This window comes from Pseudomonas sp. On1 (genome assembly GCF_033783325.1).
Genome location: NZ_JAWPOA010000001.1, coordinates 128,256 through 151,353 on the forward strand (window position 1 = coordinate 128,256; position 23,098 = coordinate 151,353).

A 23,098-nucleotide genomic window follows, 5' to 3' on the forward strand; every position below is an offset into this window, starting at 1 on the left:
TGGGGGCTAACGCCCCACTTACACTTGGCCGCTTACCCTTTCTTGCGCTTGCGCGCGGCCTGATCATCCAAGGCAGACAGTCCTCCGGCGAAGAACGCGCAGATCAGGGCAGCAACGGAGATGCCGACGATAATGTTGGACTCTGCCCAGTGTCCGTACTCCACAACGAAGAATTGAAGGCCGGAAGCGAGTAGGACAAAAGCGATGACAGCGAGAACGCGCAGAATCATGGGGTAGTACCTCTGTAGGATTTGTCGAAATTCTTAAGCCGCTGCCGGTGTGCCAGGAGCACTTTCGTCAACATTTTTCACCCCCTGCCTGACCGTTCCTTCGTAGAAGCGCAAAGCATCACCTAGCGCCTGGATTCGAGCCGCCACCCGGGCTTCCCATCCGCCACATCCCTCTGGCTTGGTTTTGAGGAGGTGCAACGTTTGGTCAACGAGTTCGCTGGACGACAAGTGGTCAGAGTTTTGATAGGAGAAAATCATCTTGTTGCTGAGCAGCAGCGCTTCCATTCGGTCATCGCTCACCTCAAGAGGAACTACCGGACCTCGAAAAGCAGGGTCAGGTCGGTAGAACGAAGCGATGCCGGCTACAGGCACTGCAGGAGTGCTCGTTACGCGCATAGTTGGGTAGATGCTTTCTGCGTAGACCAGCAGCGACTCCGGTGATGCTTTCGGTCCAGCGATATCAGTGCCCAAGCAAACCAGTCCGTTGCCGTCATAGGTTGCGACCTGAAGCACCTCTTGGCCGTAGTCCATCCAAACGAAACCGGAGGATTTCTGCCGTGCAGCGATATCGATTACCCGCGCTGGGATCGTGTTGATCTCGACAATTGGCTGGTCATAGGAAGGGCCAACAACGAAGTTTCGACGGAGGGCAAGAGCGGCGCTTTGAGTGCGGGGGCAGATCGAGCGGGAAGATGACATGCGGTGGCTCCAGTGAGTGACTGGAGCCATTACCCCATGAGGTCAGGCGTGGCAGAACCTAGGCAGCGGATCGAGCTGGTTGATCGAGCAGTTGAGCTTGGAGTACTCCTCCTTGGTCTACGATCGCTTCAAGCAATGCGTTCACCTGGCGCGAGACATTCACCCACCACGCCAAGGCTGTGAGCAGCATGCTGTGGACACTCACCTCATGGGTTTTGGCTTGCTCTGCTATTCGGTCCCGAATGTAAGGGGTGTAGCGCAGCATGGTCGAAATCTTGTCCGAAGCCAGGCCGGGCTCTTCGGTGACGACAGGCAGTTTTGCCAGAAGCACCGCGACGTCCGCTTCATCAAGTTGAGAGATCAGCATCTTGCGGATCAATGCGCAGCGTTTCTGGTGGTCAAGCCAAGAGATGAGGCCCATGACGCATTCTGCATTCATGCTCCTCCCATGCTGTAGGGCGAGGTCGGTGAGGCCTTCATGGCACTGGCTGTTGAGGCGGACCATGACTTTGGGGGCGGTACGGGAGTTGCTGTCCTTGTTCTTCATCGCTTCGTCCATACTCCTACTTCTGTGGTACCACGGCCAAGAGTGGCCGTGGTACGCATTGTGCCGGTCGAGCTGGCGGAGTGCCCGCCAAACATCGGAGCTGTAATCCAGGCTGAACCTAGCTCTGGTCGTAAATGGCGAGTCCTTCCACGGTATCGAACTGCTCGTCCAGGCGCACCCATCCGAGACGTGAATGCGTATTGAGCCAGTGGCGGATGTCGCGCAGAGCTTGCGGGACGGTCTCAGGCAGGTCTTCGATGTAGAGGTACATTCCGTCCTGGTACACCGCACATACCAGCCAAGCATTATCGTCGCCGTGCTTGGCAAGCATGTCGAATTCAAGCGCGGCAGGGCGTGCCAGAATCCAGGCGACTGAGCCGAGACTCAAAGTTGAGTGATCGTCTGGTTCTCCACCATGAGCCTTCCGGCGACGTTACCTCGACCGGAAATCCGGATTAGCTCCCAAACTTCGGAATGACTCGAGCTACTGGCATCGTCATCCAGCCTGTCGCAACGACCTAGGTAGAGGTTTCGGCTACCCAGGAACTCGGCGGTAACGGACTCGGCTGTCCGCTGGATGAAATTGCGAACCTGGATGCGTTCGCCGGCGAAGTCCAGGGATGAACCATGCTGTGCCACATAGGCTTCGAGTTGTGTGGAAGGCATTGAAGCTCCGGATGACAGTACGTACTGGCGGTGGCCAGTGTTCCGATCGTGGGAAGGGATTCAAGTGAAGTGAGGGTGCTGAAATTCAAGGCGGCCCTCATCCCGATGAAAATCAAGGGTGTGATTGAGGAGAGTTGGCCAGGTTTGGTGCAGAACCCGGCCATTTGGGGAGGGGAAAATGCAGGGGGCAACAGCAAGCGCTTGCTGCCCAAATGCATGCCAACACGGCAGAGTTAGTCCCAGCCGGCGTGCACCACGGCCTTGTTGAAAGTATCTGCGACAAGGTGGGCCAGCTCCTCGTGCGTGTCCGCCTTCGGATGCTGCAGGCCGTCGGTTACGATGGCCTTGTGTTGCCAGGCCCAGGCCTTGCCCTTGTCGGCGAAGATGATTGCGCGAGCTTCAGCGATCCAGAATCGAAACTCAGCTCGCACTTGCTTGGGATCGTCATTGTCCGGAACCTTTGGAACCACCCAGGCGGAGAATTGGCGGCTCCGGATCGAATCTACCCAGCGGAGATCGTCCTCGATGTCCATTCGGAACAGGTAGGTATCAGGCAGGGCAAGCTTCTGTTCCAGGATCGATTTGATCTTGCCGGCAACATAGCGCCCATGATCCTTGATGTTGCCCTTGAGTGCGTCACGAAGCTCCTGCTTCGAAAAGCGGCCTGCCATGTGCGCAACGCACTGGCCATCCCGCATGACCGTAGTAAACCGGCCGTCTTTGTTGAAGACGATGCGCGCTTTCTCATAGCTGTCGTGGAAATGGTCGCCGCAGATTGCTTCCAAGGCTGCGTAGGTGGCCTGCATGCTGGACAGGCCGATCATGTCCGCTTCCTTCTCGGTGATAGGTTCAGGTACGTTCATCTTCTGGTTCCCCGTGGTGTGTAATTGGAACCATCTTCCCCGCCGGTTGAGTGTGCCAGAAGCACTGTAATGGCCCGATATTCCAACCCCTGTCCACCGAGGCAGGCGGTTGAAGATTGCACGTGAGCAGAGCGAGGGATGTTCTAGTCCCAAAAGGGGACGTGAACGGCAGGTTCTAATTCAAGCCCCAAAGCAGGGGCCGGAATGGATCGGGAGCCGCCAGGCCAACAACGCGGAGTCGAGAATTGGTTCAACCTCCCACAAGCCGGTCCATTGAACCGGCTTGGTCACTTCTGAAGGACCTGGTGTAGGAGGACGCGGAGTTTGGCTGCCGCCTTTTGCTTCAGCGCCATGAATTTGCATCGAAGGGTGCGCAGCGGCAGATCGCCGATCAGACCGTCTATGAAAGCCAAAATCCAGTAGCGAATGTTGTCACACAAGGTCTGGGGCGGGTCTTCGTAGTGGCAATGGACCTCGGGTGCTACAGCAACGGCGTGAGCAGCATTGTCGAGAGCAAGGTGTAGCTTCTTGCAGAATTTCATGGCAGCACCAGTAGTGCGGCCTCAGAGAGGCCGCATAGGACTTAAGCCAGCTTTTGCTCTTGCTCGGAAAGGCTGGCGATGAAGCCAGGGCGGTTGAATATGCGCTGGCAATATTCGGAGATTCCGCGAATCTTGGTCAGGTTTATCCCAAGGGACTTTACCCGCCAAAGGAGAGGGGCAAGGGTGCAATCAGCGACCGAAAGTTCGTCGCTCATGAAGTATTTCTTCTGCTCAAAGAGCGGTGCCAACGCCAGCAGAGTGCTTGCCAGTTCCTTGCGCGAATCGGAACAACCATCTTGGGCTTTATCCAAGAGCGGATAGAGTTCCCGGTGGATACGGCGAGCCAGCATACGGGTATGGGCGCGGGCAACGGTGGTGCTGGGTAAGAGCGCCGGATGCGGGTGGCGTTCCTCCAGATACTCGACAACCATGTCCACATCATGAAGTGCGAGGTCGCGTTCAGCCAGTGCTGGAGCCTGCATAGTGGAACCGAATTGAGCCATCAATCGTGCATTGGCCGGTACTGCGACATCTAAGATGCGCGCGTCGATTGCCTTCTCTGCCAGCACCAGGCGAACGATATGGGAGAGGTAGCAGGTGCTGTTGGAGAAGAAAGTTAGGGTGTTCAGTTTGCTCATGGCTTTTCCCCGAGGTGTTGTTTGCGATGGGGGAATGTTCAGCTTGGTTGGTGTGTGCCAGAACCATCTACGAAAAAATTTTGATCATTGGCGGGCAGCCAGTCTTGGCCGTTTCCCTTGGCAAAGCTGGATAAAGCTACCGATCATGGACGATGCGCCATCCACCTCAACGTCGAATCCAGCCCGAAGATCAGTCCTGGATTTGCCGTACCGGAACCCAACAGTCCTGGCTCGCGAAATTGCGTTCAATTGCTCTGCGGAAAGTTCTGTTGTGAATGTCAGGAATCCGTTTCTAAGCTCAGGATTCAATTCGGCCAAGGCTTGGCCGGTCGGAGCCCCATCGACAGTGAGTGTGATGGTATCCATTCTCCGGAGCAGCGAAGGGGAGTACCAGGACTTGAAAAGGGCAGCTAGTTCGACGCTGTCATCTTGACTGCAGGCCAAGGCGATCTTACCTGTACCCTGCACCTTCTCCTGAGTCCCCACCAGTACGATGGCTCCCTGGACCTCTTCGATACCCCACCGCGCCGGCAGTTCACCCGCATTGATCAGGCCCAGGTCATAAGCCTCCTGCGGAGTCAGATACCGCATGCTCTCACTGCCAGCCGAGACCATACGGTCCATTAGACTCAGGCTAACTCCCATTGCGCTGAGGTGAGTTGCGATCAGTGTCGACGCGACCTGCGCCAATGACAGGTCGTTTGCTTGCTGGCCGGCAGCCCGATAGAAACGGTGTACGCCCATCTTCGAATCCTCATCCAGGAAACGAAAGTGCCCCCCAGCGAATGCAAATGGGCAACCGCTCTCACAGCGACCAGGTTGTGGAGTGCCCGCAGCGCCTCGTCGACCTACTCTCGTTGAAAAGCCTCGTTCTCGAATGAGTTGGCCGAGTTCAATTGCTGCAACCAGGTCCCCGCCAAGCGAGTTGAAGTAGACCATTCCCAGGCCTGCCCCATTGAGATTGCCGACGCCCTTGAATGCTTCCACCGTTGGCTGATGGATATAGCCGTCGATGTAGATTTCAGGGAATCCGCCATCCTCAGACGGTTTGAGGAACGTCACTGCTGCAGGCTGAAGGCGCGGGTCGTCCGCCGGTACCGGAGCGGGCGAGGCAGCCAAGTTGATGGAAATGCTGGCTAGGAGAATGGCGATGGTGCTTTTCATGTTGTGGCCGTAGTAATTGATCGCATTCAGCATGCGTGCTTACGGCCTGTGCCATAAGCGTAGCGATCCTGCCATTCAACACCTAAAGGCCAAAACCAAAGCCGAAGGCTGGAATTCCCGTTCGCGAATCTCGATTGTCAATCACTATCCGAGCTTGTAGCTCTGCGGGGCGCCCACGCCGCACTTGACTTTGTAGACGAAGATCGAGAATACGACCATGAGGATCGGCGCTCGAAAAGCTCGACTGCGCGAGGTTGGCCCTACACTTCGCTTGATAAGGTGCGCCTAGTATCTACCATGTATCTACATTGTGGGGGTGGGATATGGTTATCGCACCAATATCTCAGAGCCAAGATTCTCCCGTCGCGGTTACCCTGAGTGATGCTGGCACAAAAGCAGAGGGTGATCCGATGCAACCAGATTCGGTTGACCCTGGTGCTTGCGGCGTTAAACTCATCGAGGCGGCTCCCGATGTTGTGATACAAGATGCCCTAGTCCGGGTCTATCATCACACATAGCCACGAAGCTGGATTCTCAGTCCATAAAGACGAAGTCGAAGTAGGTAGGAAAATGCCAAGCGCGTCATGCAGTAGGCGCAAACAAGCTCGACGCTTCGTTTATCTGTGATGGGCAGAATTAGAATTATTCACTCGGAAACTAGGTGCCGACCAGCAGCACGAATGACTAGGAAAGCGAAAATGGAAACTCAACCGTTTAACCGTTCAACACCTAAATCGGCAGATGATTATCGAAAGGAGCGCAACATCAAAAATGTCGTGCTCGTAATCGTGATTGCAATGATCAGTTTCGGAGTCATACTCAACCTTCTGGCTTGGAGTGATATTGGCAGGCCATATACCACCGAAGCCGGGATATGGATTGGTTCATTGGGTATCGGCATCGGATGGTTTGCAGGAAAGGTCCTCAACTAATATTTATCCATATAAGAACCTGTAACTTTCGGGTAAGAAAGCCGTACCCTAGATTTCGCTCGTTTTAGGCCAGGACAAGGTATGAATAATCATGATCGTATAGAGCAATTGGACAGCGTTTGTCGGGTGACAAAATTTGTCGCTGGGATGGCACTGTTGTCCACTTTGGTTTCAACAGTCGCTGCCTGGTGCACGGATGCCGGCGGCGTTCTCAAAGTGGTAGCGCTGATTAGTCTGTGTGGCTTCCTGGCGATGCTTAACCAGTTGCGTGATGCGAAGGACGTTTTGGAAAAATTACACAATGAGGCGTGATGCACTGTAAGTTGCCGACCTATCAAGCAATTGATCTCGGAAAAATATCGATGATAACGGTGAAACCGATTGTTCTCACCTGCGATCGCTGCAGCAGAGAACAGCCAACAGCTCGCAGCTATACGTCTGCCGGTGTTTGCTACATATTGTGTGCCCCTTGCCGCGAGGAGCTTGAGCGCACAAGCACGCCTGAACGTCCCCGCGATCCACGCGACACAACCCTTGATTGGCTGTTCTAAATCTCACAGTCAGCGATGTAGCCAAACATTCGTAATAGCCAAGGCCAGACCTCAGAAAGGCCAGGCATGCTTTTGAGCATCGATCTGCTGAACAGGAATCAACAAGCCTGAGGCTTGCTGCTCGAAGCTAGGGGGGAGTCCCTTACCTTTCGCCGCGGCCTCGCCCATAAGCTCCTCATACCGGACGATGATGCTTTGTGCATCTCGATAGTTGATGGTCAACCCAAGTTCATCGGCAACAGTGCATCGCACCTCGGCGAGCAGCTCGGCCTCCCCGTGGGTAGGTACCGCAACAGGCCACCCCTTCACATACAGCAAGTGCTTCGGAAGGCGAGCTTCAGCATTCTGGCGGGTGACGGCTTTACGCTTTGCATCCTCCAGAGCCAGGCGCATGTCTGGCGTCAAAAGATCAGGCCTCACGTCTCCCAGCCATTTCCCAGATTGGAACGAGAAGGTTGATGCGATTTCGAGCCCGACCATTTCTCTGTAAATGTCGTGGTTCCCTTCATACCCAGACGACGACAACAGGTCCCCTGCAGAAGCAAGCACGCAAAATGCGCAGCTAATCCTAGTCATGTTGTAGGTGGTGTAGCCGACGTGCCTGGAAAGTCCGTACGACTCGATGAAGTCGATCACCTCTTCCCGTTTCATATCAATGATCGCGTTCCAGGTCGCTCCCTCCATACCCCGGGTGACCAGAGTGCTATCCGGTTTGCTTACAGGTTGCTTTGCCCGGTTCGCGCTCTCTTCCCGTCGCACACCCACCACGTTGATAACGTCCTGGCCGGGAAATCGCTTCTTGAGGGCGCTCGCAATCGGTTTTGCTTTCTTTTCGGAGGTGCAAAAACGCATCGAGGCGGTAGACCAGGGCAGGATCAACTGGACGCACTCGAGGTCGATGTAGCGCTTCACGTTGTTCTCAAAGCGGGTCAACCAGCGATCCATCATGTCGCCGTTGCCGGTACGCACGACTAGCAGCTCCCATCCCAGGAAGTCTGCCATTTCCTGGCACTTCGAAAGGCTCTGATCCCATTCAACACGGCCCAGGTCAGCATGCACTGCAATGCGGGGACCGGTATGGCCGATCGAATTGAGATGTTCGTGCACGGCCAGTTGGCAAGCTTGGCTGTCCTGGCCCCCGCTGACGCCGACAGCAACTGCAGCATTAGCTGCCAGCAATCTGTCGATGTCAGGGGTGGTGCTGATGAAGCGGCGCTGGAAGGACATTTCGTTGATCCTGTTATGAAAGTATTGGTAACAGGATCAAGGCGATGGAAGTGTGCCAGAAGCAGGCCAGGGTCAGACTGGTGTTTCTTCCTCGCCAGGTACCGGGATCGCGTCGATGTCCCTCGCAGCAAGAATCTGTCCCGATCCATCCATGAGAACTACTTGCGTGGGAGTCACCACAAGGCTGCCTTGTGGAGCAGTCCGATACCAAAGCGTATCGTCGGGCGAAATCTTCATGAACCCGTAATGCCTGGGTTCAACTTTAAAGCGCCCACACTCGCTGAGCGTTGGGTCGCGGATCTCGAAGTCTTCATGTTCGAAGTACAGGTCGCTGACCTTCCCGTAGGGTCTTAGGCGAATGTCGATGATCTCAGGTTTGTTCAACTGCCGAACTACCCAGTCCTCCCCTTCAAAGTCCCAACATCTGGGATCAAGACATCCAATCTCATCAACGTCGATCAGACCATCTTCATGGAGTGGTGCCGAGCAGACATCACCCCCAACCATAAAGTTGACCTCTCTGAAGTGCGGGCTTTCTGGGCAGCGCAGAATGAGCCCGCGCCCGGGGTGGGCAATCAGAATATCTTCGTTGGCCTTCCAGTAGGCGCGGAAATCCATCGAATCAGTGATTAGAGGCGGGATAGATAGTGGTTCGCTGGAGCTGGAAATTCTGTAGAAGGGCATGGTCTAGTCCTATTGGTTAGGGCCAATAGGATCTGCCATAGCCTTATGTGCCAGAAGCGGCGGGATCACTTGCTCGAAATATATTGCACAGAACTTCAAGCGCGTGCTTTGTGCGACACTTCTGATTTTTGGTATATAGTGTGTAAACCTGAAATTGTCTTTTGAGAAGTATAAGCTTATGAAACCATCTAAGATCGAGCTTTTCATTATTGTGATTTTGTCGCTGCCCGCCTTGGCTTTGGTTTGTTACGTTTTCTATGGCGTGGTAGCCACAGAAATTGGATTTTGGTCCGCTATGTAAGCATGGAAGCCAAAAAAATCTCACTTCTTGACCTGGATGGAGGCGCTATGGGGCATTCAAAACCGTACCCTACTTTTGAAGAGGTTATAGCTAAGGAAATAGTAGTAAGGCGAAAAATTCATAAGCTGATTTTTTTGATCACTAGCCATTTTTTTATATTTCTCATTGGGATCGCTCTGGGTAGAGCCTTCAACGGTTCTTGATCAAGCAAAAGGAGTGATATTCAGCAATCCTGTCGAACTGCTGAACACAATCTCCAAGTCTGTATTTCAAGAAGCATGCGCTACCCGCCAAATACCTTGAAGGTTTCGTTGGCTATCTTCGGCTCAGCACAGAAGGTGTAGCGAGAATGCAACTACGCCCATGCAGGGTGGGAGTGCTTCACACATCCTGCAAAGGTTTTTCGCAGAGATGAATCGACGGCACACGCAGTGGATAGAGCTCCCGAACCTTCCGAACAATGCGCATTGCGCCTTGTGTCGTATCACATCCGTGGAACTCTTCGATTTCCGTGAGGTGGTAAGCGACTCGCTCCCTGCGGGCCTTCTCGTTGGGAGCGCAGGCTCGGATCAGATCGGCGTCATATCTTGCGGAAAGGATGTCGTACCAATCCACCAGCTGGAATTCGAAAGCGACATCGACTGCCCTGCCGGTGGGTAGTGCCTCATCCCACGCATCTCTCCTGGTGTCCCACTCAGCTTCGCTGATTGTGTCAGGCCTGTCGGTTGAGTTCTGGTAGTGGTAGTCAGCGAATCCCGCGTCTTCAATCAGTCGAGCGAACGGCGCATGGTTGCGCCAATACGTCAGCATCAGGACATCACCGCGATACGGCAAAACCGATACCGAACCTATGAAGTCCCAATTCATGGTTTTGATCGTATTGTCCTGATTACGGTAGGCGTCCTCGATCTGGCCTAACACATGGTTTCGGGACCAGCGATTGCGGTCCTCATCGACAAAGCAGTAGTTCTCCGCCAGGTCCCGGCCGAAGGCGAGCTTTCGAGCAATGACGGTAGCCACCGCCTTGCGAGCTTCCTGGATGAAAGCAGGGCGTATCCGTACAAGCTCGGCAAGTGCCTGCTCCAGAGTTGCGCGGCGTTTGATCCGGCCGTGATTGATCTTGGTACTCATGAGGTGACTCCTTCAATCGATGTCCCATGGTGAGGCTGGACGGTGTGTGTCACCAGCCAAGTGGGTGGCCTATATTTCGTGGGCCATCGTCGGCTCAGTTCAGCAGGTGCAGCAGCAGCGAGAACGCCGGCACTCCAAGAACAATCATGAGGATCGTGGTGTACATGGAGGTAAGCCTCCAGATACGGCGGCCGTCCATTGTTGCCAACGCATCACTGCGCTTTCGAAGCCGTGGGGATCGGGCATCCAAGGTGTCGGCTCTTACCATCAGAGCCAGCAGTAACAAAACCACGTTGTGCATGGCCAACAACACAACACCGAGGATGGGGCTTTGAGCTACCAGGCCGGCCGAGGCGACGAACGCAAGTAGATGAGGCACGTTGTCGATCAGCTTTGCCAGACCTTTGGCAGGGTTGAATCCGAATCCTCGCTGAGCCGTTCGTTCGGTGCATACCCAACAAGCCAGCGATGCAGACGCCATGAAGATGGTCAGCATGAGCATTTCCTCTTGTCACACCAGTACCAGGACGCGGCCCTGATCGATCGCGAAGTCAACAATCTTGCTCCCTCGGTTACGAAGGGACAGCACACTCCAGGCTTCGGCGTTGGGACGCCCGATGACACGGGCGGGAATGTTCATCGCAATGAACTCCGCGCGTTTGGTTTTGAACGTGGCAAACAGACCAAGATCTCCCTCGCGGCGGATGTTTGAAACAGCAAATTCACGCCGGCCTACAGTGAGGTTCTGGGAATCGCCGATCAGCTCTTCGAGCTGGGATTTGGGCGGAGTCGTAGAAATCATTCGAACGTCCTCGTACTTGATCAGGTCTAAGCTCGAGAGACCGAGCGCGTTCCGGAAGCCGTGAGCTAATCGGCCAGGGCCAGCACGTTGGCTGGCATGGTCTTAAGCAACGACTGCCCACCCTGGTTCTTGCCGTAGTTACAGCGGACAAAGACGCCCTTTGGGGTATCCCAGAAGCGAATGACCCTTGCCTTGTTCCCAGGAATGCTGTCGGCGAAGAAAATCCGGGTTTGCACGGCCAGCCCCCGGCGCAAACAAGCTACATCAAGAGCGGGCAGGTCGAGCGCTGGGTAGAGCGGGATCATCGCTCAGCACCATTTGCGCCGCAGACGAAGTCCTTCCAGGTTGCCCGGGTCAGGCGCTTGAGGTTTGCCGGATGCCCCTCACGGGAGAACGGGTAACGACGGTCCTCTGTCAGGCGATAACGACTGAGGGTAATCGTGTCTTTGCTGGTACTGAGACTGGTGCACCACCACACCTGCAGGTCCTGGAATCGAGGCATCATCAGGTCGGTGTCATCGCCGGGCACCAACAGTGCGACACCTGGTGCGACCCGATTGTCTTTCAGGACTTCGGAGGTCGATATCGCAACCAGCGGGGCTTTGAAGGGTTTGAAGTCAAAGGCCTTTTCCCACAGCCGGCAAAACGTTCCCCCTGCCAAGCATGCGGTGAAGTAGTTGTGGTCCGAGAAGGGGCGGAAAACGCCGACCGAAGTGGTCATCTGCAAACGTTTCATCGGCTCAACGTCATCCAGATCAAAGGCCATCTTGCCCTTGATCGCGATTTCCATCGCTTCATGGAGAAGTTTGGAGCGCTCCCGATCACCGACCGATTTGCCTATACCGTTGAAAGCGGCACGCATAAAGCCGAGGCCGGCGCTGACGGATGTGTAGTTCATGTGACTTCCTCAGTTGCGTGGACTGAGGAGATCTTCAGGGGGCTGACGGTGTGCCAGAACCGGCGCGGGAGAGAATGATCACTGATCTTGCAAGAAATCGATTTGCCGGTTGTTGAGGTCAGTCCTGGGGGCGTTAAGCGGGTGCCCGAGCTGGCGCTTGACCTCAGAGAGCCACGCTTTGTAAGGCCTGTTTGCGCGGTTTCCCCAGGGGTATGCCTCGGCGAGAGCCTTGCGCAATGCAGTCATGTCTTTCCGTCCGACGCGGTTGATGACTTCTGCCACTATCGGTGCCGCTCGATCTGCCCAGGACATGCTCACCTCACCATGACGTTATGTCCGCTGGGCGTGTCGCGGACAACTGGATACGTATGTCTTCTGCAAGGCTGATGAGACGGTTCCCTTCGCCCTCAAGTTTCTGGGCTACTGCCTGGACCTGCTCAGCGGTGGCCACCTCATCCCTGCAGAATCCCTCATCTAGAAGCCACTGCGGGACTTTGGCGAACCCCTCTATTGAGGGGCTCATGCTACTTTTCCGCCGGCGGCGATGATCGCCTCCTTGATGGCATCCAGCTTGTCCTTCGGTGCCTGGACCGAGAGGAAAACCGTGTCTTGTTTCTTCTTCCAGCGCTTGAAGTAGGTTTCGAAGGAAACGTCGACAGAACCGTCATTGGACTGCACCCACCCAGCCATAATTCGAACCTGGTCTTCTGGCTTGAGGTTTTCGTCGATGGAGAATGAGTCATCCATGACCTGGCCGTTAACTTCAAGCTCAAGCTCTTCATGCCAGACATCATCTTCACCATTCGGATTCCAAAACCCGTCGTCGTTGTAGAAGGCCTTGAGTTCCGAGCCAGACGTTTTGGTCGGCATTGTGTTTACTCCGTTACGGACTGGATCGCGGCCAGTCGTTATTCAATGGAAATTGCCTGCTGCTGGAGATCCAGGCCCTCGAGACCGAGTAGTCCGTTTTTTCAGAGCCGAGCTTGGTCAGGGCCGCCAAATGGCGGCCCCTTTCGTATCTGAGATTAGGCAGCCAAGCCCAGGGCAGCCATGCGGATAGCGTTTTCGAACTGCTCCTCGATCCGCGCCAGGTCATCCGCCACCGACTTGTCCAAGCGCTCTTCAACGAATCGGGGGAGGAAGAGGCTGTAGGGTTTGCCTGGCTTCTTCGGACGCATGATCTGGTTGGACCGTACGGTGATGATCATCCCGCGCCACGTCTCCCGGTTGAGATGGATCTCCTCTCGCTTCTTCTTCTTGAAGCCGCTTACTCCTACAACCAACTGGCCACAGGCGCTCTTGCAGAGCAGTGACCCGAAGGTCTTTGCGTTTGCTCCTTTACCAGGAAGGAAATCAACCACTTCAAGCTCGCAAGGGGCTTCGAGCTTCAGCTTGACCTGATCCTTGCTGGTACCGTCAAACCAGATAGCCTCCGGCTTTTTGATAATCGTGCCTTCCAGTCCAAGTTCAAGCTGCTCCACATAGTGGTCAATGGCCTCCTTAAAGGAGTACACGATGCGCGTCTCGATCATCGAGATCGCCGAGTGGGCGAGCGCCGTTACGAGATCGGTCAGCTGACCGAAGCGGTCCTTGTATGGGGTGTCGCAGCGCCCACCTTTCTTGACCGAGGCCAGCGGGATCTGATCCCACAATTTGATGATCGGCCGGCAGCCAAGGTCGAACTGGCCGCCCTGGACTACCGAGTTCAGCATGCCGTTGCCGACCTCACGGGGGAGAATCTTGCCGTCGCATTCGACGAGCAGTTCGCCATGCGCTTGCCCGGTCGGAAGCTGACGAAGCCCGTCGAGCAGTTCTTGGAACGGTGCTGCAGGGAGAAGGGTGCCAGCGCGCGAGGTGAGGCTGACCTCATTGGCTTCGATCGTCACGTTGACGAACATGCCGTCGGCTTTGACCTGCGAGTAGATACCAGCAGCCCAGTTCCACTCCGAAAGATTGGTGTGGTGAGGGAGGCTGCAGCGCATGTAGCTGAACTCAGGAATAAGCCCGGAGCAGACTTTGTTGACGCTGGTTTCGCTGAAGCCGGCGCGCGGGTCCTTGGAAAGGATGCGCCAGAGCAATTCAGAGGACTCTGGGTTCAAGGACGTCAATGCCCGAGTAACCGCCTCCTCCGCGCGGTGTCCGGTAAGGCTTCGGGCGGCCAATTGGTCGAGCATCGACCAGGTTTCCTGGCTGAACTCCTCGGCCCCGAACTGGCTAGCCCGGGCCGGGCGGATGCCAAAAGTGATGAATGGGTTGAGCATGTAGATCAGGACGCGCTGGAAGGCTTCGCTGTCGGCGTGGGTCTTCAGTAGCGCCAACTTGTCGTTGGTGCCAGGGATATTCGCGATCTGCTCGAGGGCATGGTAGACGGTGGTGCTCATCACGGGCTGATTCTCCAGAGTGGTCTGCCTTGATTGTCCGGATGCTTGGTTTTCATTCCAGCCAAGTCCGGGGACTGATGACCATTCTTAAGGCGCAGGTGGTGTGCCAGAAGCGCCCGGAAAATGCCCTCTACGCTGCATCGAAAAGGGAAAGTTGGGCAAAGGACTGCGGGTTGGCAGAACCTGTGTCTGGCTTCCTGGAGGCTTTCATTCGGGCCGGTGCAGTTGGTGCTGACGCTACGGCACGATCGGGCACGGCCGCCAGCGAGGGTTCGCTTTGCGCTGGAGCCGGTGGCGGAATTAATGCAGGCGGCGCGACTACAGACTTGGACACGGAATTCTGCTCTGCCTCTGCCGGAGCTGCTGGGATTTCGGCAGGGTCTTGGTTGAAGTTGCACAAGACGATCTCGCAGATCGGACTAACGCCGTGCCATTCGTTCTTGTAGGCAGATGTGTCCAGGCCGCAATTATGGTCGAGCACGATACCGGTCTGACTCATGAACTTCTCACACTCCCGGGTAATCTCGACGCTATAGGAGCGTTGGCCCGAGTAGCGGAATGGGGCGGACGTCTGCGGGATGATGAACACGCCGTGATCAGCGATCTTGGATGCGGCTTCGATCAGCTTGTACTCGAAGCTTGCCCCTGTGTAGCGACCGTCGAACGCCTGGCCAGTCTTCACAGATCCAAAGGGTGGATTCGAAATCGCTGTACTGAAACGCCCCATATCCGGGATAGAAAACACATCGTTAACGATCCACTCCGCTTCTGGGAGCACTCGCTTCCCGACTTCAGCGTACTCCGGGTTGATCTCGACACACACGATACGCTTTGCACGCTCGCGACAGGCGAAAGCCAGCCTCCCGATGCCTGCGCAAAGGTCAATCAAGGACTCACACTCCGGGACTTCGATGGAGAAATCGTTGGCCAGTCCCTCTGGCGTGAAGAATGCACCGGCTAGACCATTCATGTTGGTCGCGGACTCATGGAAATGTTCCAAGATGAAGTAGCGGTCGTCGAGACGCAGGCTCTTGTCCGAGTAAACCAGGTCGAGCGCCTGCTTGTGACGCTTCGCCGCTTCTTTGGATAACTTAGCCATTTCATCTCCTCATCGGCTCAGACGGTATGTGTCTGATTTGGGTGTGTATTTGATGAGGGAATTTTCTGACCAGGTAGGTCGTGCCACCATCACCCAGCCAGCACAAGGTCTCTATTGAGCAAGTTAGAAGCTCGGGTGATGGCGGGTGAGGAGTCAGGGCGCGGTCATGCAGCCACTGACAAGCCAGGGTTCTTCCACTGAACGGCCTTGTGAATCAGGACCTGAAACTCGAAGCCAGGATCGACGGAGAATTTGATAGTGTCGCCGCGGTTTGCTGCCACCTGACGGGCGTACTCCAGAGCTCGGTCGAACTCCAAAATGGAGAAGTAGGAGGAAGACTTGATGTTGGCGTTCAAGAAGTCCGTGCAATGGAGGGACGTACCGCCGTGGTTGTTTGACAGGCCGAAGGTCATCACCACATACATGGGTTCTCCGACCGGCAGGAACAGTTGGCCATCGATGATGATCCGATCGCGTGCCCACCTCTCCAGATATTCGTCAATCCCGGCCTTTCCCTGATAGGCGCCGATGTAGATTCCCTGTTCCCAATGGCTCAGCGTGACGCTTTCCGTCACCAGAGAGATCTCAGGCTCCGGCATGCGATGGGTCGCGTTCGGGCCTCCTTCCGCTTTGTTGTCCCGCGCGCCGGCGAAGAGCTTGCAGTTCGTCCAGAGGCAACCCTCGAAAGTGCGGTATTCCACCGGATCGTGGCCCTGGTCGCTCGTGTTTCGGCTGATGATCGCCACCGGGGCCTGCTCCGGCGGGATTTCCCGAATTTCGACGGTGATGAGTCCGTCGTGCTCGCGGACTGTACGAGGCAACCGGCAGCGAGGGGGCACGATGCTGTGGTTGTAGCTGTAGGTGAAGGTTACGTTCATCGCATGGCTCCTTATGAGATGGAGCCATGATCAAGGCTAGGCAGGTGTGCCAGAAGCCAACCCCCGGTCAGGAATAGTTGTTCCTGCAGGGTTTCAAGATCGGATCTTCGGGGTCGACGCCGTTGGCGATGGCCATCTCTGCATAGCTGTCGAACAGCTCGACTCCGCCGTCCGAAACCTGGTTCAGGTCCAGTTCACCATTGATGAGATTTAACCGAACCGAGAGATTGTGATCGGCTCCCCTGAGGAGGAAGCCCGCGCAGGTAGTTGGCTTCTCCTTCCCGGTGGTATGGCAGCCAAAGGTTCGGTCGCTCATGTCATAGGCGGTAGCGGCGGAAAGTCGGAATGCCTCGGCCGGGAAGACTCCGACGGCATCACGCCTCCATGGGCAATCTTTGCAAGGGACCTTGCAGGCATGCTTGCGCCCACTCTTGATGGTGACCACCTGGTGGTTCCAATCAGCCCAGCGAGCATCGAGGACTTCTGGTTTGCTGTTCTTGGTAGTCATTGGAGGTACCGGTTCGGACGGCATGCAGTGATCAGGAGGGCAAGCGCGAACAGTGCCAGGATAGCTGCCACACCTTGAATTTCAGTGGCAAAGGCTACTGGAAGAGTGTTGGCCAGCCAAGTCATGGCCAGCGCTGCGCAGATGAGGGATGCGAAGAGAGCGATTGGTAGAAGCATGGGCGACTCCCTGTTGGAAAGTCGCCAGTCTCAGGGTGACGGCTGCGTGCCAGAATCCGCTCGGACAAAAGTCAGGCAGTAATCTTTGCCTGGCTCTGCTAAGGGAGCTCCCGATCTGCATCCTCTTTGATCTTGTTCCTCATGTCCTGGACGTGAGCGTCAACAGTCGCCTGGTCGCCGGCCACGTAATCAGCAGAAATGCTGTCTTTCGGGGCAAACACCATGGCGTCGAGGCCAAACTGGTCCGCAGTGATGTCTACGACGTGGATTCCGCCCTGATATTCGACTTCAACCCAGTAGTGGCCATGCGGAACCCCATCAATCACCAGGCCCCCATCCTCCTTACCGTCACCACCTCGAATTATCGGGTCCAGCGCGGCGAATTTCCGTAGCAGTGCCTCACAGAGGATGGCGGCGTAGAGGCAGGTGCCGTTCGTACGCTCATGTCCGAGTGAGGAGTGCAGCATCGACTCGAACATTGTTCTGACGTCTTTGAGGATCTGATCCGGTTGCAGGCTGGGCACCCAATTCTCCTGTAATGCGGTGATCTCACGGTAAGAGTGGTCGGGGCCGCTTAAGCCCCTTGAGAGTCCTTCCGCTTCACGAGTTGGTCTTTGAGCTGACGCGGAATGTTGCGGATGATCAGCATATCGCGATCTTCATCGTACTCAACCGTCGATCCCAAATGATGGGCCTCGAAGGTGATGGCCAGGCCGCCAGCACGGCCGGTGAATCGCTGGAACTGGGTCAAAGTACGTTTGTCAGCTGGAATTTCCGGAGCCAGACCATAGTCCTTGTTCCGGATGTAGTCGTAGAAGGCTCTCGGTCGGTCTTCGTCGATCAGGCTCGAAAGTTCGTCCAGGGTTACCGGTTGCCCGAGCCGCGCTTGGGCACTGGCGTAATCAACCAGCGTATCGGTTTTCTTCCTGGCAGCTGTTTCTGGCAGGTCTTCGCTTTCAACGAAGTCGGAGAATGCTTTCAGCAGAGTTCGCGTCTCGCTTGGAGCATCGTGGCCTTCCTCGCAACCGATGAAGTCGCGGAAGTAGTCGAAAGCCTTGCGGCCACCTTTCTTGAGGAAGGAAATGTACTGGCGCGACTTAGGGTTGTTACGCCACTCAGACAGATTGATCCTTGCGGCAAGGTGGAGTTGCCCCACGTCGAGATGCTTGATGGCGGCTACCTCTAGGCCTTCGGTCAGCGCGACACCGTCTCGGTGATGGAGCATCGCGAGGATGAGGTAGTCAGTCATGCCTTGCTGGTAATGCGCCAGCAAGAAATGGCCGCCGACAGTCAGGCTTGACTCGTCCATCAGCTTCATCAGGTGCTCGGCTGCCTGGCGGCTGAAGCTCACGAAATCTTGCCCACCATCCAGGTACTCACTCAGCCACCCGCTCAGTGGATAGGCCCCCGATTGACCATGGAAAAGTCCCCAACCTTTGGTTGCCTTGGCATTGTAGGCATCGTTGAGATCGGCAAGGAGGTTATCTGCTGCCTCGTTGTGTTCCAGTTCCGCATCCCGGGAATGGAGTGCCGCCGGGTTCCCGTCGGGCTTTTTGTCGATGAAATGGACAATGCAATGGCGAATAGGCATGGGGACCTCAAGTTGGACTGATAAGCCGAAAGCGGTTGCCGGCAAGATCATAACGGGTGAGATCCTGCCGGCTACGGAGGAGGGGGGTTAAGCGCAAGCGTCGAAGCTGAACTCGCAAATTCGCTCGCCAGTGGTGCGGGGGCTTGGCCGATTGAAGAATGACTTTGTGGGTATGCTGAACAGTCGCAGTTTGTCCCGCTGTTCGTGAACAGTGCAAATACTGCAATTTTCCAGCAGGTTATTGGTCGGCTCGGAGTCCCGGTTGAAAACCAGCATTAGCCCTGAAGAGAGAGTCGGGATATCCGGCGATAATGAGCAGATCTCCCCCTCGAGCTCCAGCATCAGGGCATGGAGTACAGGGGACCGCAGATCGGGGTGAACGATCAGCTGGGTGAAAAGCGTGAAGGTGCCATTACGGCGTGGCCATCCTTGACTGAAGAGTTCCCCGGCTAGGTAAACGTCCTGGCTGATACTGTCCATCGCGATGACTAGATCCAGGCCTTTGCAGGTCGTGGCGATGAAATAGCCCTCGGCGCAGAGGAGAGCATTGGCAGCAGTCTGTCCGGTATCGGTTACCAGAATTTTGAATGCTACTGCTCGGGCGTCTGCGCCGAACTGGTTGTATCCGACACCGATGTAGGCGTGCAGGTCGTGGGTGGTACCAGGATTCAGCTTTATCAACCTGCGTTCCGCGGAATCGAAGATTGCCTGCGGAGAAAATGCCTCCTTCAACTCCAGAACGGCAGTGTCCACCGTACGATCGCGATCCAGCATGTAGGTGTAACCATCGAGAAGTTTGGGGGTGAATTTGACCATTTGCCTGATTCCTTTTGGCTGGGGGTGGGGAAGAGGTTGCGCGATTTGACGGGTGACACAAAGCCAAAATGGCCCGCTGAAATCCCGATTCGCCAGGCCGATAATCTGCCACCTGCTGGCGTGCCTGAATCCCCTGAATTCAGAGTGTGATCTCCACGCTTCCTTGCTGGAGGCGTCACGCTGCGCGGCTATCCAGTCGACGAATGTCCAGTACCTGTGCAGGGGAAAAAACCACTACCTCGTAACTGCCATCCGGGTAAGTGGCCACAAGTCCGTCATGACCGAGCTGCTCAATTCGCTGCTGAATCTCAATCCCAAAATGGCCGTCGGTTTCAATAGCCCTGGTTATCAGCTCAATTGCAGTCTCTTCCGAGAAAATCTGCTCGATAAGGGGAACGGCCGGACTGTCCAGGTCGTACTCATGCTCAAGGCTGGCCAAGCAGTGGAGAGGGTTGCCCATGTCGAGCTGGACCTCCCAGACAGAGCCGCCAGGTCCTGCGTATTCATCGGCACAGGCTTGATCCCCAAAATACAGGCCGGAACCAAAAGTGCCGCGACTTGCGGGCTGGAATTTCGAGATTCTGGCTTTGGTACCGCGGTAGAAGTGCTTTTGCTTCGGGAACATGGTTCTCTCCTGATCGAGTGCTCATGTTCCATCAAGATTGGAGGTGCCAGAACCGAAGGGGAAAGTGCCGACCTTCAAGAAAAAATGCCGGAATGCTTCTGGCACAAGAAGGACGGCTTGATAGTGACTCCATCGCGGGGCAAAGGGCCCCAACCACTGGAGCCAGCATCATGCCGTACGCCACCAACACTTCCGCATTCGAACAACGCTACAACGAAAAACTCGAAGAGCTCGCAGCTGAGCTGGATGGGGTCCTGCCTTCCTATCGCGAGCTGATGGCTCAGGTATCAGGCCTGCTGGGCGAAGACGGTCATCCTCTTGATGTGATCAGCGGATATGACGACTTCGAGGCGTTCTTCACCTGGCTCGACACGCTAACGGCATACGACCAGATGGATGAGGATGGTTCGCTCGAAGACCATAAGCCCCTCTTGGAAGTCGTCTACGAGGCGATCCGCGCTGGCGTGGTCTGACATCTGGGACGAAGCCCGACACACCTCTCTGAGTGCGTGTCGGGTTTTTGATTTTCAGTCTTTTGGCGGAGATGCTTCGCTGGGTTGATTGGGCTCCATCGCGGGATCAGCTTCGGGTGATCCTGCCGGCGAGAGCAACTCCGCGGCCGAATCGAAGCTCAGCCCAGCCGACGTCTCAGAGCTGTTCATCACAGAGTGATACAGGCCCTCGCCCACCTTCCAGCCTGGATATGCAGTCAAGCCGCCGACAAAGGCGATTACCAGCGCTGTCAGGACGATTCCGATCCACTCGATAGAACGCTTGATCACTTTGACGGTGGTGGAGTCCGGCTCATGACGGTAATTCTCGTTCTGCTTTGTCCTTATCTCCAGAAACACCTCGCGAAGCTGGGCTAGGAGCTTGTTGGCTTCTACCTCGCTGGTGAACCACGCAAGTGTGTTGTAGCCCTCCTTCACCTGCACCAGGGGCTTTTGGGAATCGAAGGGATTGTCCTCTTGAATGGCCGTGAAGGAAGTATGGCCGCCGTAGCCGCAACGTACCGCTGTGAACTGCCCCAGGGCATTCAGATGAATGTCGTCCTGATGGACTACGATTTGGACTTCGTCCGCGGATTCGAAAACCTTCTTGTCTCGAATGCTGATCATGTTGGCTCCCTGGGTGAGAAAGGCCCTAGTGTCCTGCCCGTGGGCGCGCGCACAAGCGAAATGGCAGGGCTAAAATTCGGCCTAGGCCCCACCCAGGAACAGAGAACCCCGCCGATGCGGGGTTCAAAGAGTTGGAGTTGAGCTCAACTCACCTTCTTGGACAGATCCAAGAAGGTGAAGCCTTTAACCTGCTGGAGCTGGCGCTCCAAGTGACCGATCAACTCAGCTTTCGCCCGGCTGAATTGCTCCACTCGTGTTTCCTGCGGTTTGGTCTTGGAAGGGGCCATGTAGCCGCCGATAAGGTTTTTGACGTTGTCATGATCATAGCGATTCAGCGGCGAGGGAGCCGCCCCGGTTTGACTCTGGGCCCATTCTTCCTGAGCAGATATGACCTTGAATGCGTTGTCCGCAGGCACGCACTGCCGGAATACCGGGTTCTTCAGCCAGTTTTCCATCGTGACTCGGTGTTCGTCCAGGTCCTCGGCGGCAAGGCCCTGGTAGTCATTCAGGAAGAACCAGTTGACATCACCCCAGCGGCAGTTGTCATGCCAGTCCGGGGTAGAGAAAACCTCGATTCGGCCGGCATACGGGGCTACGAACAGGCACTCGCCTTGGCCTAGATCAGCCATGGTCCCGAGAGGCATCTCTATGAGGATGTCAGCAATCTTGAAGCCGACCTCCTGCATACGCTGATAGGCCAGGCGCTCCGCCTCGTCACTGGAATAGGTGTTGATCGCACGATTGAGGTCGAGAGCGTTGGGGTTATTGGTGCTCATGGAGTAGATCCTTCGTTGATGAATTCGATGGACCTATCGTGAGACTGCGCCGGTTGTGCCAGAACCGGTGCAGCAGACCGAACTGGAAATGCTCAGGCAGAACCGTAATCCAGTTTTACCAGCGCTTCAGGGAACGCGATGATGTGGCCCTCCGCATAGCTTTCGACGCGGATCTTGCCGAAATCAGCTCCCTGAGCCCTCCTAAGCTCGAACACCTCGATGGCGTTGGTCGCCCGAACGCCGATGCAGTAACTGCCGATTACGTCGAGGCTGAGGGTAGCACTCTCCCGCAGGCCAGCTGCTTCGAGGCGAAGTAGCAGATTTCTCGCAGTTTCATTGCAGGGGTGGAGCACAGTTTAGTCTTCAAGGCTCACTTGCAGTTGGCTTGCCGGTGCGCCAGGCAAATAGTGTTCAGGCCCGAGTTTCTCTGGCGAGATTCGTTGCAACGCCCAGCCGTCTACATACAGCCAGCCATCTTGTTCCTGGAATGAACCCTCAAGGAGGTTTATCCGGTAGCGCTGCGCGTAGGCTTCAACCTCCGCATCAGACGGCACCGCAGGCAGGCCTCCCTCCGCTCGTCTCTGCGCATCCCTTACTGCCCGGTCAAGCCGCATTTGAGCCGCGGCCCTGTTCATTCGCGCTCTTAGGGTATCTTCTGCATCCCTAAGATCGGGGTCGATACCCATCAATTTGACCTCATTGCTGAAGGAGGAAGCGGCAATTTCGAGGTGCGCCTTCCAATGCTCCGCTTGGTGCCGGCACTCCAGGTCGAGCTGAGCACTGGTGGTGATGCGGCCAACAGCTCGATCATAGTGGGCGATCATGGATGCCTCGGATTGATCTGCGCGGGTTGGTTTATGCCAGTAACGCCACCGGAACCCGAGATCCAGCCAGCCAGGCTGCGAGACGATCATTTCCGAATTGCTGATCCGTTCGACCACAAGCCAGGGTGTTTGGTCGATCCATACCGCATCGACGGGCGGTTCGTCCTCCGTCAGCGGCTCGTAAGCGACTGGCCCATCTAATGGGGCGAAAACCTTTTCGGACTCCACAACGTCGTACCAGGGGTAAGAATGGGACAAGGGAGGCGGCAGCACCAGTGGCTGTTTGCCGGCGCGGAGCCGATGATAGAGCGAGCTCTTGTCAGGAAGGTGGTTGGGCATTGCGCCGTCCGCGGCAACGACCTCGAGATAGCGCTGCCACACCGGGCAGCTTTCCAACGACGTGTTCACTGTGATCCTCCAGGAGTTCCTGA

36 protein-coding genes are annotated in these 23,098 nt (G+C 55.9%); 4 read left to right on the top strand and 32 right to left on the bottom strand.

Features of this window, described 5'->3' with window-relative positions:
- Positions 1 to 32 precede the first annotated feature (32 nt).
- From R5C80_RS00730 to R5C80_RS00770, 9 genes are all read right to left on the bottom strand, one after another.
- The gene (locus tag R5C80_RS00730) at positions 33 to 230 is read right to left on the bottom strand and encodes a hypothetical protein (protein WP_010794404.1); all 198 of its coding nucleotides are present in this window, start codon (positions 228 to 230) and stop codon (positions 33 to 35) included.
- 33 nt (positions 231 to 263) lie between these two features.
- On the bottom strand, positions 264 to 929 hold the full coding sequence (locus R5C80_RS00735) for a hypothetical protein (RefSeq protein ID WP_282853670.1): 666 nt from the start codon (positions 927 to 929) through the stop codon (positions 264 to 266).
- Between the two features lie 58 nt (positions 930 to 987).
- A complete protein-coding gene (locus R5C80_RS00740; protein WP_319049682.1) occupies positions 988 to 1,488 on the bottom strand; it encodes an Arc family DNA-binding protein in 501 nt (166 codons plus the stop codon).
- Positions 1,489 to 1,594: 106 nt separating this feature from the next.
- Positions 1,595 to 1,807 (bottom strand): hypothetical protein, encoded by a 213-nt coding sequence (locus R5C80_RS00745; protein WP_319049683.1) that lies wholly within the window; start codon positions 1,805 to 1,807, stop codon positions 1,595 to 1,597.
- A 53-nt stretch (positions 1,808 to 1,860) separates the two neighbouring features.
- Positions 1,861 to 2,142 (bottom strand): hypothetical protein, encoded by a 282-nt coding sequence (locus R5C80_RS00750; RefSeq protein WP_272837693.1) that lies wholly within the window; start codon positions 2,140 to 2,142, stop codon positions 1,861 to 1,863.
- A gap of 233 nt (positions 2,143 to 2,375) precedes the next feature.
- Entirely contained in the window at positions 2,376 to 3,005 is a 630-nt protein-coding gene (locus R5C80_RS00755) for a hypothetical protein (RefSeq protein ID WP_319049685.1), read from the bottom strand.
- Between the two features lie 287 nt (positions 3,006 to 3,292).
- Positions 3,293 to 3,547: a hypothetical protein gene (locus R5C80_RS00760; RefSeq protein WP_272837691.1), complete on the bottom strand. Its 255-nt coding sequence runs from the start codon at positions 3,545 to 3,547 to the stop codon at positions 3,293 to 3,295.
- A gap of 41 nt (positions 3,548 to 3,588) precedes the next feature.
- Entirely contained in the window at positions 3,589 to 4,185 is a 597-nt protein-coding gene (locus R5C80_RS00765; protein ID WP_272837690.1) for a glutathione binding-like protein, read from the bottom strand.
- An 84-nt stretch (positions 4,186 to 4,269) separates the two neighbouring features.
- The gene (locus R5C80_RS00770; protein ID WP_019438024.1) at positions 4,270 to 5,382 is read right to left on the bottom strand and encodes a hypothetical protein; all 1,113 of its coding nucleotides are present in this window, start codon (positions 5,380 to 5,382) and stop codon (positions 4,270 to 4,272) included.
- Positions 5,383 to 6,047: 665 nt separating this feature from the next.
- Between R5C80_RS00770 and R5C80_RS00775 the strand changes: the two genes are divergently transcribed.
- Both R5C80_RS00775 and R5C80_RS00780 read left to right on the top strand, forming a co-directional pair.
- Positions 6,048 to 6,281, top strand: coding sequence for a hypothetical protein (locus tag R5C80_RS00775; RefSeq protein ID WP_272837688.1), 234 nt, complete (start codon positions 6,048 to 6,050; stop codon positions 6,279 to 6,281).
- Positions 6,282 to 6,362: 81 nt separating this feature from the next.
- A complete protein-coding gene (locus tag R5C80_RS00780) occupies positions 6,363 to 6,593 on the top strand; it encodes a hypothetical protein (RefSeq protein WP_019438026.1) in 231 nt (76 codons plus the stop codon).
- Between the two features lie 290 nt (positions 6,594 to 6,883).
- On the opposite strand, the gene R5C80_RS00785 is transcribed toward R5C80_RS00780, so the two are convergent.
- Together R5C80_RS00785 and R5C80_RS00790 are read right to left on the bottom strand one after the other, a co-directional pair.
- Complete coding sequence (locus R5C80_RS00785) at positions 6,884 to 8,059, bottom strand: phosphoadenosine phosphosulfate reductase family protein (RefSeq protein WP_319049689.1); 1,176 nt, start codon at positions 8,057 to 8,059, stop codon at positions 6,884 to 6,886.
- A 72-nt stretch (positions 8,060 to 8,131) separates the two neighbouring features.
- The gene (locus R5C80_RS00790) at positions 8,132 to 8,743 is read right to left on the bottom strand and encodes a hypothetical protein (RefSeq protein ID WP_319049690.1); all 612 of its coding nucleotides are present in this window, start codon (positions 8,741 to 8,743) and stop codon (positions 8,132 to 8,134) included.
- A 303-nt stretch (positions 8,744 to 9,046) separates the two neighbouring features.
- Here R5C80_RS00790 and R5C80_RS00795 point away from each other — a divergent pair, with 303 nt between their 5' ends.
- Positions 9,047 to 9,247, top strand: coding sequence for a hypothetical protein (locus R5C80_RS00795; RefSeq protein ID WP_196251208.1), 201 nt, complete (start codon positions 9,047 to 9,049; stop codon positions 9,245 to 9,247).
- Positions 9,248 to 9,425: 178 nt separating this feature from the next.
- On the opposite strand, the gene R5C80_RS00800 is transcribed toward R5C80_RS00795, so the two are convergent.
- The 17 genes from R5C80_RS00800 to R5C80_RS00880 form a co-directional block, all read right to left on the bottom strand.
- Entirely contained in the window at positions 9,426 to 10,175 is a 750-nt protein-coding gene (locus tag R5C80_RS00800) for a hypothetical protein (RefSeq protein WP_319049691.1), read from the bottom strand.
- A 94-nt stretch (positions 10,176 to 10,269) separates the two neighbouring features.
- Positions 10,270 to 10,671, bottom strand: a complete 402-nt coding sequence (locus R5C80_RS00805; protein WP_272837684.1) for a hypothetical protein — start codon at positions 10,669 to 10,671, stop codon at positions 10,270 to 10,272.
- Positions 10,672 to 10,686: 15 nt separating this feature from the next.
- Positions 10,687 to 10,977, bottom strand: coding sequence for a hypothetical protein (locus R5C80_RS00810; RefSeq protein ID WP_319049692.1), 291 nt, complete (start codon positions 10,975 to 10,977; stop codon positions 10,687 to 10,689).
- A gap of 65 nt (positions 10,978 to 11,042) precedes the next feature.
- Positions 11,043 to 11,282, bottom strand: coding sequence for a hypothetical protein (locus R5C80_RS00815; protein ID WP_319049693.1), 240 nt, complete (start codon positions 11,280 to 11,282; stop codon positions 11,043 to 11,045).
- Entirely contained in the window at positions 11,279 to 11,875 is a 597-nt protein-coding gene (locus R5C80_RS00820; protein WP_319049694.1) for a hypothetical protein, read from the bottom strand. The genes R5C80_RS00815 and R5C80_RS00820 overlap by 4 nt, the downstream gene beginning before the upstream one ends.
- A 78-nt stretch (positions 11,876 to 11,953) precedes the next feature.
- Positions 11,954 to 12,187: a hypothetical protein gene (locus tag R5C80_RS00825; RefSeq protein WP_010792748.1), complete on the bottom strand. Its 234-nt coding sequence runs from the start codon at positions 12,185 to 12,187 to the stop codon at positions 11,954 to 11,956.
- Between the two features lie 7 nt (positions 12,188 to 12,194).
- Positions 12,195 to 12,398, bottom strand: coding sequence for a hypothetical protein (locus R5C80_RS00830; protein WP_319049695.1), 204 nt, complete (start codon positions 12,396 to 12,398; stop codon positions 12,195 to 12,197).
- The gene (locus R5C80_RS00835) at positions 12,395 to 12,745 is read right to left on the bottom strand and encodes a hypothetical protein (RefSeq protein WP_319049696.1); all 351 of its coding nucleotides are present in this window, start codon (positions 12,743 to 12,745) and stop codon (positions 12,395 to 12,397) included. The genes R5C80_RS00830 and R5C80_RS00835 overlap by 4 nt, the downstream gene beginning before the upstream one ends.
- Before the next feature lie 155 nt (positions 12,746 to 12,900).
- The gene (locus tag R5C80_RS00840; RefSeq protein ID WP_319049697.1) at positions 12,901 to 14,256 is read right to left on the bottom strand and encodes a hypothetical protein; all 1,356 of its coding nucleotides are present in this window, start codon (positions 14,254 to 14,256) and stop codon (positions 12,901 to 12,903) included.
- Between the two features lie 130 nt (positions 14,257 to 14,386).
- Positions 14,387 to 15,355, bottom strand: coding sequence for a methyltransferase (locus R5C80_RS00845; RefSeq protein WP_319049698.1), 969 nt, complete (start codon positions 15,353 to 15,355; stop codon positions 14,387 to 14,389).
- Positions 15,356 to 15,519: 164 nt separating this feature from the next.
- Complete coding sequence (locus R5C80_RS00850) at positions 15,520 to 16,233, bottom strand: hypothetical protein (RefSeq protein ID WP_319049699.1); 714 nt, start codon at positions 16,231 to 16,233, stop codon at positions 15,520 to 15,522.
- A gap of 67 nt (positions 16,234 to 16,300) precedes the next feature.
- On the bottom strand, positions 16,301 to 16,741 hold the full coding sequence (locus R5C80_RS00855; RefSeq protein WP_319049700.1) for a DUF6283 family protein: 441 nt from the start codon (positions 16,739 to 16,741) through the stop codon (positions 16,301 to 16,303).
- A complete protein-coding gene (locus R5C80_RS00860; protein ID WP_319049701.1) occupies positions 16,738 to 16,917 on the bottom strand; it encodes a hypothetical protein in 180 nt (59 codons plus the stop codon). Before R5C80_RS00860 ends, R5C80_RS00855 begins: the two co-directional genes overlap by 4 nt.
- 98 nt (positions 16,918 to 17,015) lie before the next feature.
- Positions 17,016 to 17,441, bottom strand: a complete 426-nt coding sequence (locus tag R5C80_RS00865; RefSeq protein WP_319049702.1) for a hypothetical protein — start codon at positions 17,439 to 17,441, stop codon at positions 17,016 to 17,018.
- 50 nt (positions 17,442 to 17,491) lie between these two features.
- A complete protein-coding gene (yejK, locus tag R5C80_RS00870; RefSeq protein ID WP_319049703.1) occupies positions 17,492 to 18,508 on the bottom strand; it encodes a nucleoid-associated protein YejK in 1,017 nt (338 codons plus the stop codon).
- Positions 18,509 to 18,595: 87 nt separating this feature from the next.
- Positions 18,596 to 19,324 carry a hypothetical protein gene (locus tag R5C80_RS00875; protein WP_209418939.1) on the bottom strand — a complete coding sequence of 243 codons (729 nt, stop codon included), beginning with the start codon at positions 19,322 to 19,324 and terminating at the stop codon, positions 18,596 to 18,598.
- 175 nt (positions 19,325 to 19,499) lie between these two features.
- Positions 19,500 to 19,949 (bottom strand): hypothetical protein, encoded by a 450-nt coding sequence (locus tag R5C80_RS00880; protein WP_319049704.1) that lies wholly within the window; start codon positions 19,947 to 19,949, stop codon positions 19,500 to 19,502.
- 170 nt (positions 19,950 to 20,119) lie between these two features.
- Between R5C80_RS00880 and R5C80_RS00885 the strand changes: the two genes are divergently transcribed.
- Complete coding sequence (locus R5C80_RS00885) at positions 20,120 to 20,422, top strand: hypothetical protein (protein WP_209418935.1); 303 nt, start codon at positions 20,120 to 20,122, stop codon at positions 20,420 to 20,422.
- A 54-nt stretch (positions 20,423 to 20,476) separates the two neighbouring features.
- On the opposite strand, the gene R5C80_RS00890 is transcribed toward R5C80_RS00885, so the two are convergent.
- The 4 genes from R5C80_RS00890 to R5C80_RS00905 form a co-directional block, all read right to left on the bottom strand.
- Complete coding sequence (locus R5C80_RS00890) at positions 20,477 to 21,067, bottom strand: hypothetical protein (protein WP_319049705.1); 591 nt, start codon at positions 21,065 to 21,067, stop codon at positions 20,477 to 20,479.
- Between the two features lie 143 nt (positions 21,068 to 21,210).
- On the bottom strand, positions 21,211 to 21,843 hold the full coding sequence (locus tag R5C80_RS00895; protein ID WP_319049706.1) for a hypothetical protein: 633 nt from the start codon (positions 21,841 to 21,843) through the stop codon (positions 21,211 to 21,213).
- Positions 21,844 to 21,935: 92 nt separating this feature from the next.
- On the bottom strand, positions 21,936 to 22,196 hold the full coding sequence (locus R5C80_RS00900; RefSeq protein WP_319049707.1) for a hypothetical protein: 261 nt from the start codon (positions 22,194 to 22,196) through the stop codon (positions 21,936 to 21,938).
- Positions 22,197 to 22,199: 3 nt separating this feature from the next.
- Positions 22,200 to 23,075, bottom strand: coding sequence for a hypothetical protein (locus tag R5C80_RS00905; RefSeq protein WP_319049708.1), 876 nt, complete (start codon positions 23,073 to 23,075; stop codon positions 22,200 to 22,202).
- Positions 23,076 to 23,098 lie beyond the last annotated feature (23 nt).

Coding starts and splice junctions, on each gene's coding strand:
- R5C80_RS00735 (WP_282853670.1), bottom strand. CDS start 929: ATGTCATCTTCCCGCTCGATCTGCCCCCGCACTCAAAGCGCCGCTCTT.
- R5C80_RS00790 (WP_319049690.1), bottom strand. CDS start 8,743: ATGCCCTTCTACAGAATTTCCAGCTCCAGCGAACCACTATCTATCCCG.
- R5C80_RS00740 (WP_319049682.1), bottom strand. CDS start 1,488: ATGGACGAAGCGATGAAGAACAAGGACAGCAACTCCCGTACCGCCCCC.
- R5C80_RS00755 (WP_319049685.1), bottom strand. CDS start 3,005: ATGAACGTACCTGAACCTATCACCGAGAAGGAAGCGGACATGATCGGC.
- yejK (WP_319049703.1), bottom strand. CDS start 18,508: ATGCCTATTCGCCATTGCATTGTCCATTTCATCGACAAAAAGCCCGAC.
- R5C80_RS00775 (WP_272837688.1), top strand. CDS start 6,048: ATGGAAACTCAACCGTTTAACCGTTCAACACCTAAATCGGCAGATGAT.
- R5C80_RS00785 (WP_319049689.1), bottom strand. CDS start 8,059: ATGTCCTTCCAGCGCCGCTTCATCAGCACCACCCCTGACATCGACAGA.
- R5C80_RS00815 (WP_319049693.1), bottom strand. CDS start 11,282: ATGATCCCGCTCTACCCAGCGCTCGACCTGCCCGCTCTTGATGTAGCT.
- R5C80_RS00810 (WP_319049692.1), bottom strand. CDS start 10,977: ATGATTTCTACGACTCCGCCCAAATCCCAGCTCGAAGAGCTGATCGGC.
- R5C80_RS00885 (WP_209418935.1), top strand. CDS start 20,120: ATGCCGTACGCCACCAACACTTCCGCATTCGAACAACGCTACAACGAA.
- R5C80_RS00880 (WP_319049704.1), bottom strand. CDS start 19,949: ATGTTCCCGAAGCAAAAGCACTTCTACCGCGGTACCAAAGCCAGAATC.
- R5C80_RS00895 (WP_319049706.1), bottom strand. CDS start 21,843: ATGAGCACCAATAACCCCAACGCTCTCGACCTCAATCGTGCGATCAAC.
- R5C80_RS00780 (WP_019438026.1), top strand. CDS start 6,363: ATGAATAATCATGATCGTATAGAGCAATTGGACAGCGTTTGTCGGGTG.
- R5C80_RS00845 (WP_319049698.1), bottom strand. CDS start 15,355: ATGGCTAAGTTATCCAAAGAAGCGGCGAAGCGTCACAAGCAGGCGCTC.
- R5C80_RS00770 (WP_019438024.1), bottom strand. CDS start 5,382: ATGCTGAATGCGATCAATTACTACGGCCACAACATGAAAAGCACCATC.
- R5C80_RS00765 (WP_272837690.1), bottom strand. CDS start 4,185: ATGAGCAAACTGAACACCCTAACTTTCTTCTCCAACAGCACCTGCTAC.
- R5C80_RS00830 (WP_319049695.1), bottom strand. CDS start 12,398: ATGAGCCCCTCAATAGAGGGGTTCGCCAAAGTCCCGCAGTGGCTTCTA.
- R5C80_RS00890 (WP_319049705.1), bottom strand. CDS start 21,067: ATGATCAGCATTCGAGACAAGAAGGTTTTCGAATCCGCGGACGAAGTC.
- R5C80_RS00825 (WP_010792748.1), bottom strand. CDS start 12,187: ATGTCCTGGGCAGATCGAGCGGCACCGATAGTGGCAGAAGTCATCAAC.
- R5C80_RS00750 (WP_272837693.1), bottom strand. CDS start 2,142: ATGCCTTCCACACAACTCGAAGCCTATGTGGCACAGCATGGTTCATCC.
- R5C80_RS00875 (WP_209418939.1), bottom strand. CDS start 19,324: ATGGTCAAATTCACCCCCAAACTTCTCGATGGTTACACCTACATGCTG.
- R5C80_RS00850 (WP_319049699.1), bottom strand. CDS start 16,233: ATGAACGTAACCTTCACCTACAGCTACAACCACAGCATCGTGCCCCCT.
- R5C80_RS00805 (WP_272837684.1), bottom strand. CDS start 10,671: ATGCTGACCATCTTCATGGCGTCTGCATCGCTGGCTTGTTGGGTATGC.
- R5C80_RS00795 (WP_196251208.1), top strand. CDS start 9,047: ATGGAAGCCAAAAAAATCTCACTTCTTGACCTGGATGGAGGCGCTATG.
- R5C80_RS00745 (WP_319049683.1), bottom strand. CDS start 1,807: ATGCTTGCCAAGCACGGCGACGATAATGCTTGGCTGGTATGTGCGGTG.
- R5C80_RS00760 (WP_272837691.1), bottom strand. CDS start 3,547: ATGAAATTCTGCAAGAAGCTACACCTTGCTCTCGACAATGCTGCTCAC.
- R5C80_RS00800 (WP_319049691.1), bottom strand. CDS start 10,175: ATGAGTACCAAGATCAATCACGGCCGGATCAAACGCCGCGCAACTCTG.
- R5C80_RS00835 (WP_319049696.1), bottom strand. CDS start 12,745: ATGCCGACCAAAACGTCTGGCTCGGAACTCAAGGCCTTCTACAACGAC.
- R5C80_RS00840 (WP_319049697.1), bottom strand. CDS start 14,256: ATGAGCACCACCGTCTACCATGCCCTCGAGCAGATCGCGAATATCCCT.
- R5C80_RS00860 (WP_319049701.1), bottom strand. CDS start 16,917: ATGCTTCTACCAATCGCTCTCTTCGCATCCCTCATCTGCGCAGCGCTG.
- R5C80_RS00820 (WP_319049694.1), bottom strand. CDS start 11,875: ATGAACTACACATCCGTCAGCGCCGGCCTCGGCTTTATGCGTGCCGCT.
- R5C80_RS00730 (WP_010794404.1), bottom strand. CDS start 230: ATGATTCTGCGCGTTCTCGCTGTCATCGCTTTTGTCCTACTCGCTTCC.
- R5C80_RS00855 (WP_319049700.1), bottom strand. CDS start 16,741: ATGACTACCAAGAACAGCAAACCAGAAGTCCTCGATGCTCGCTGGGCT.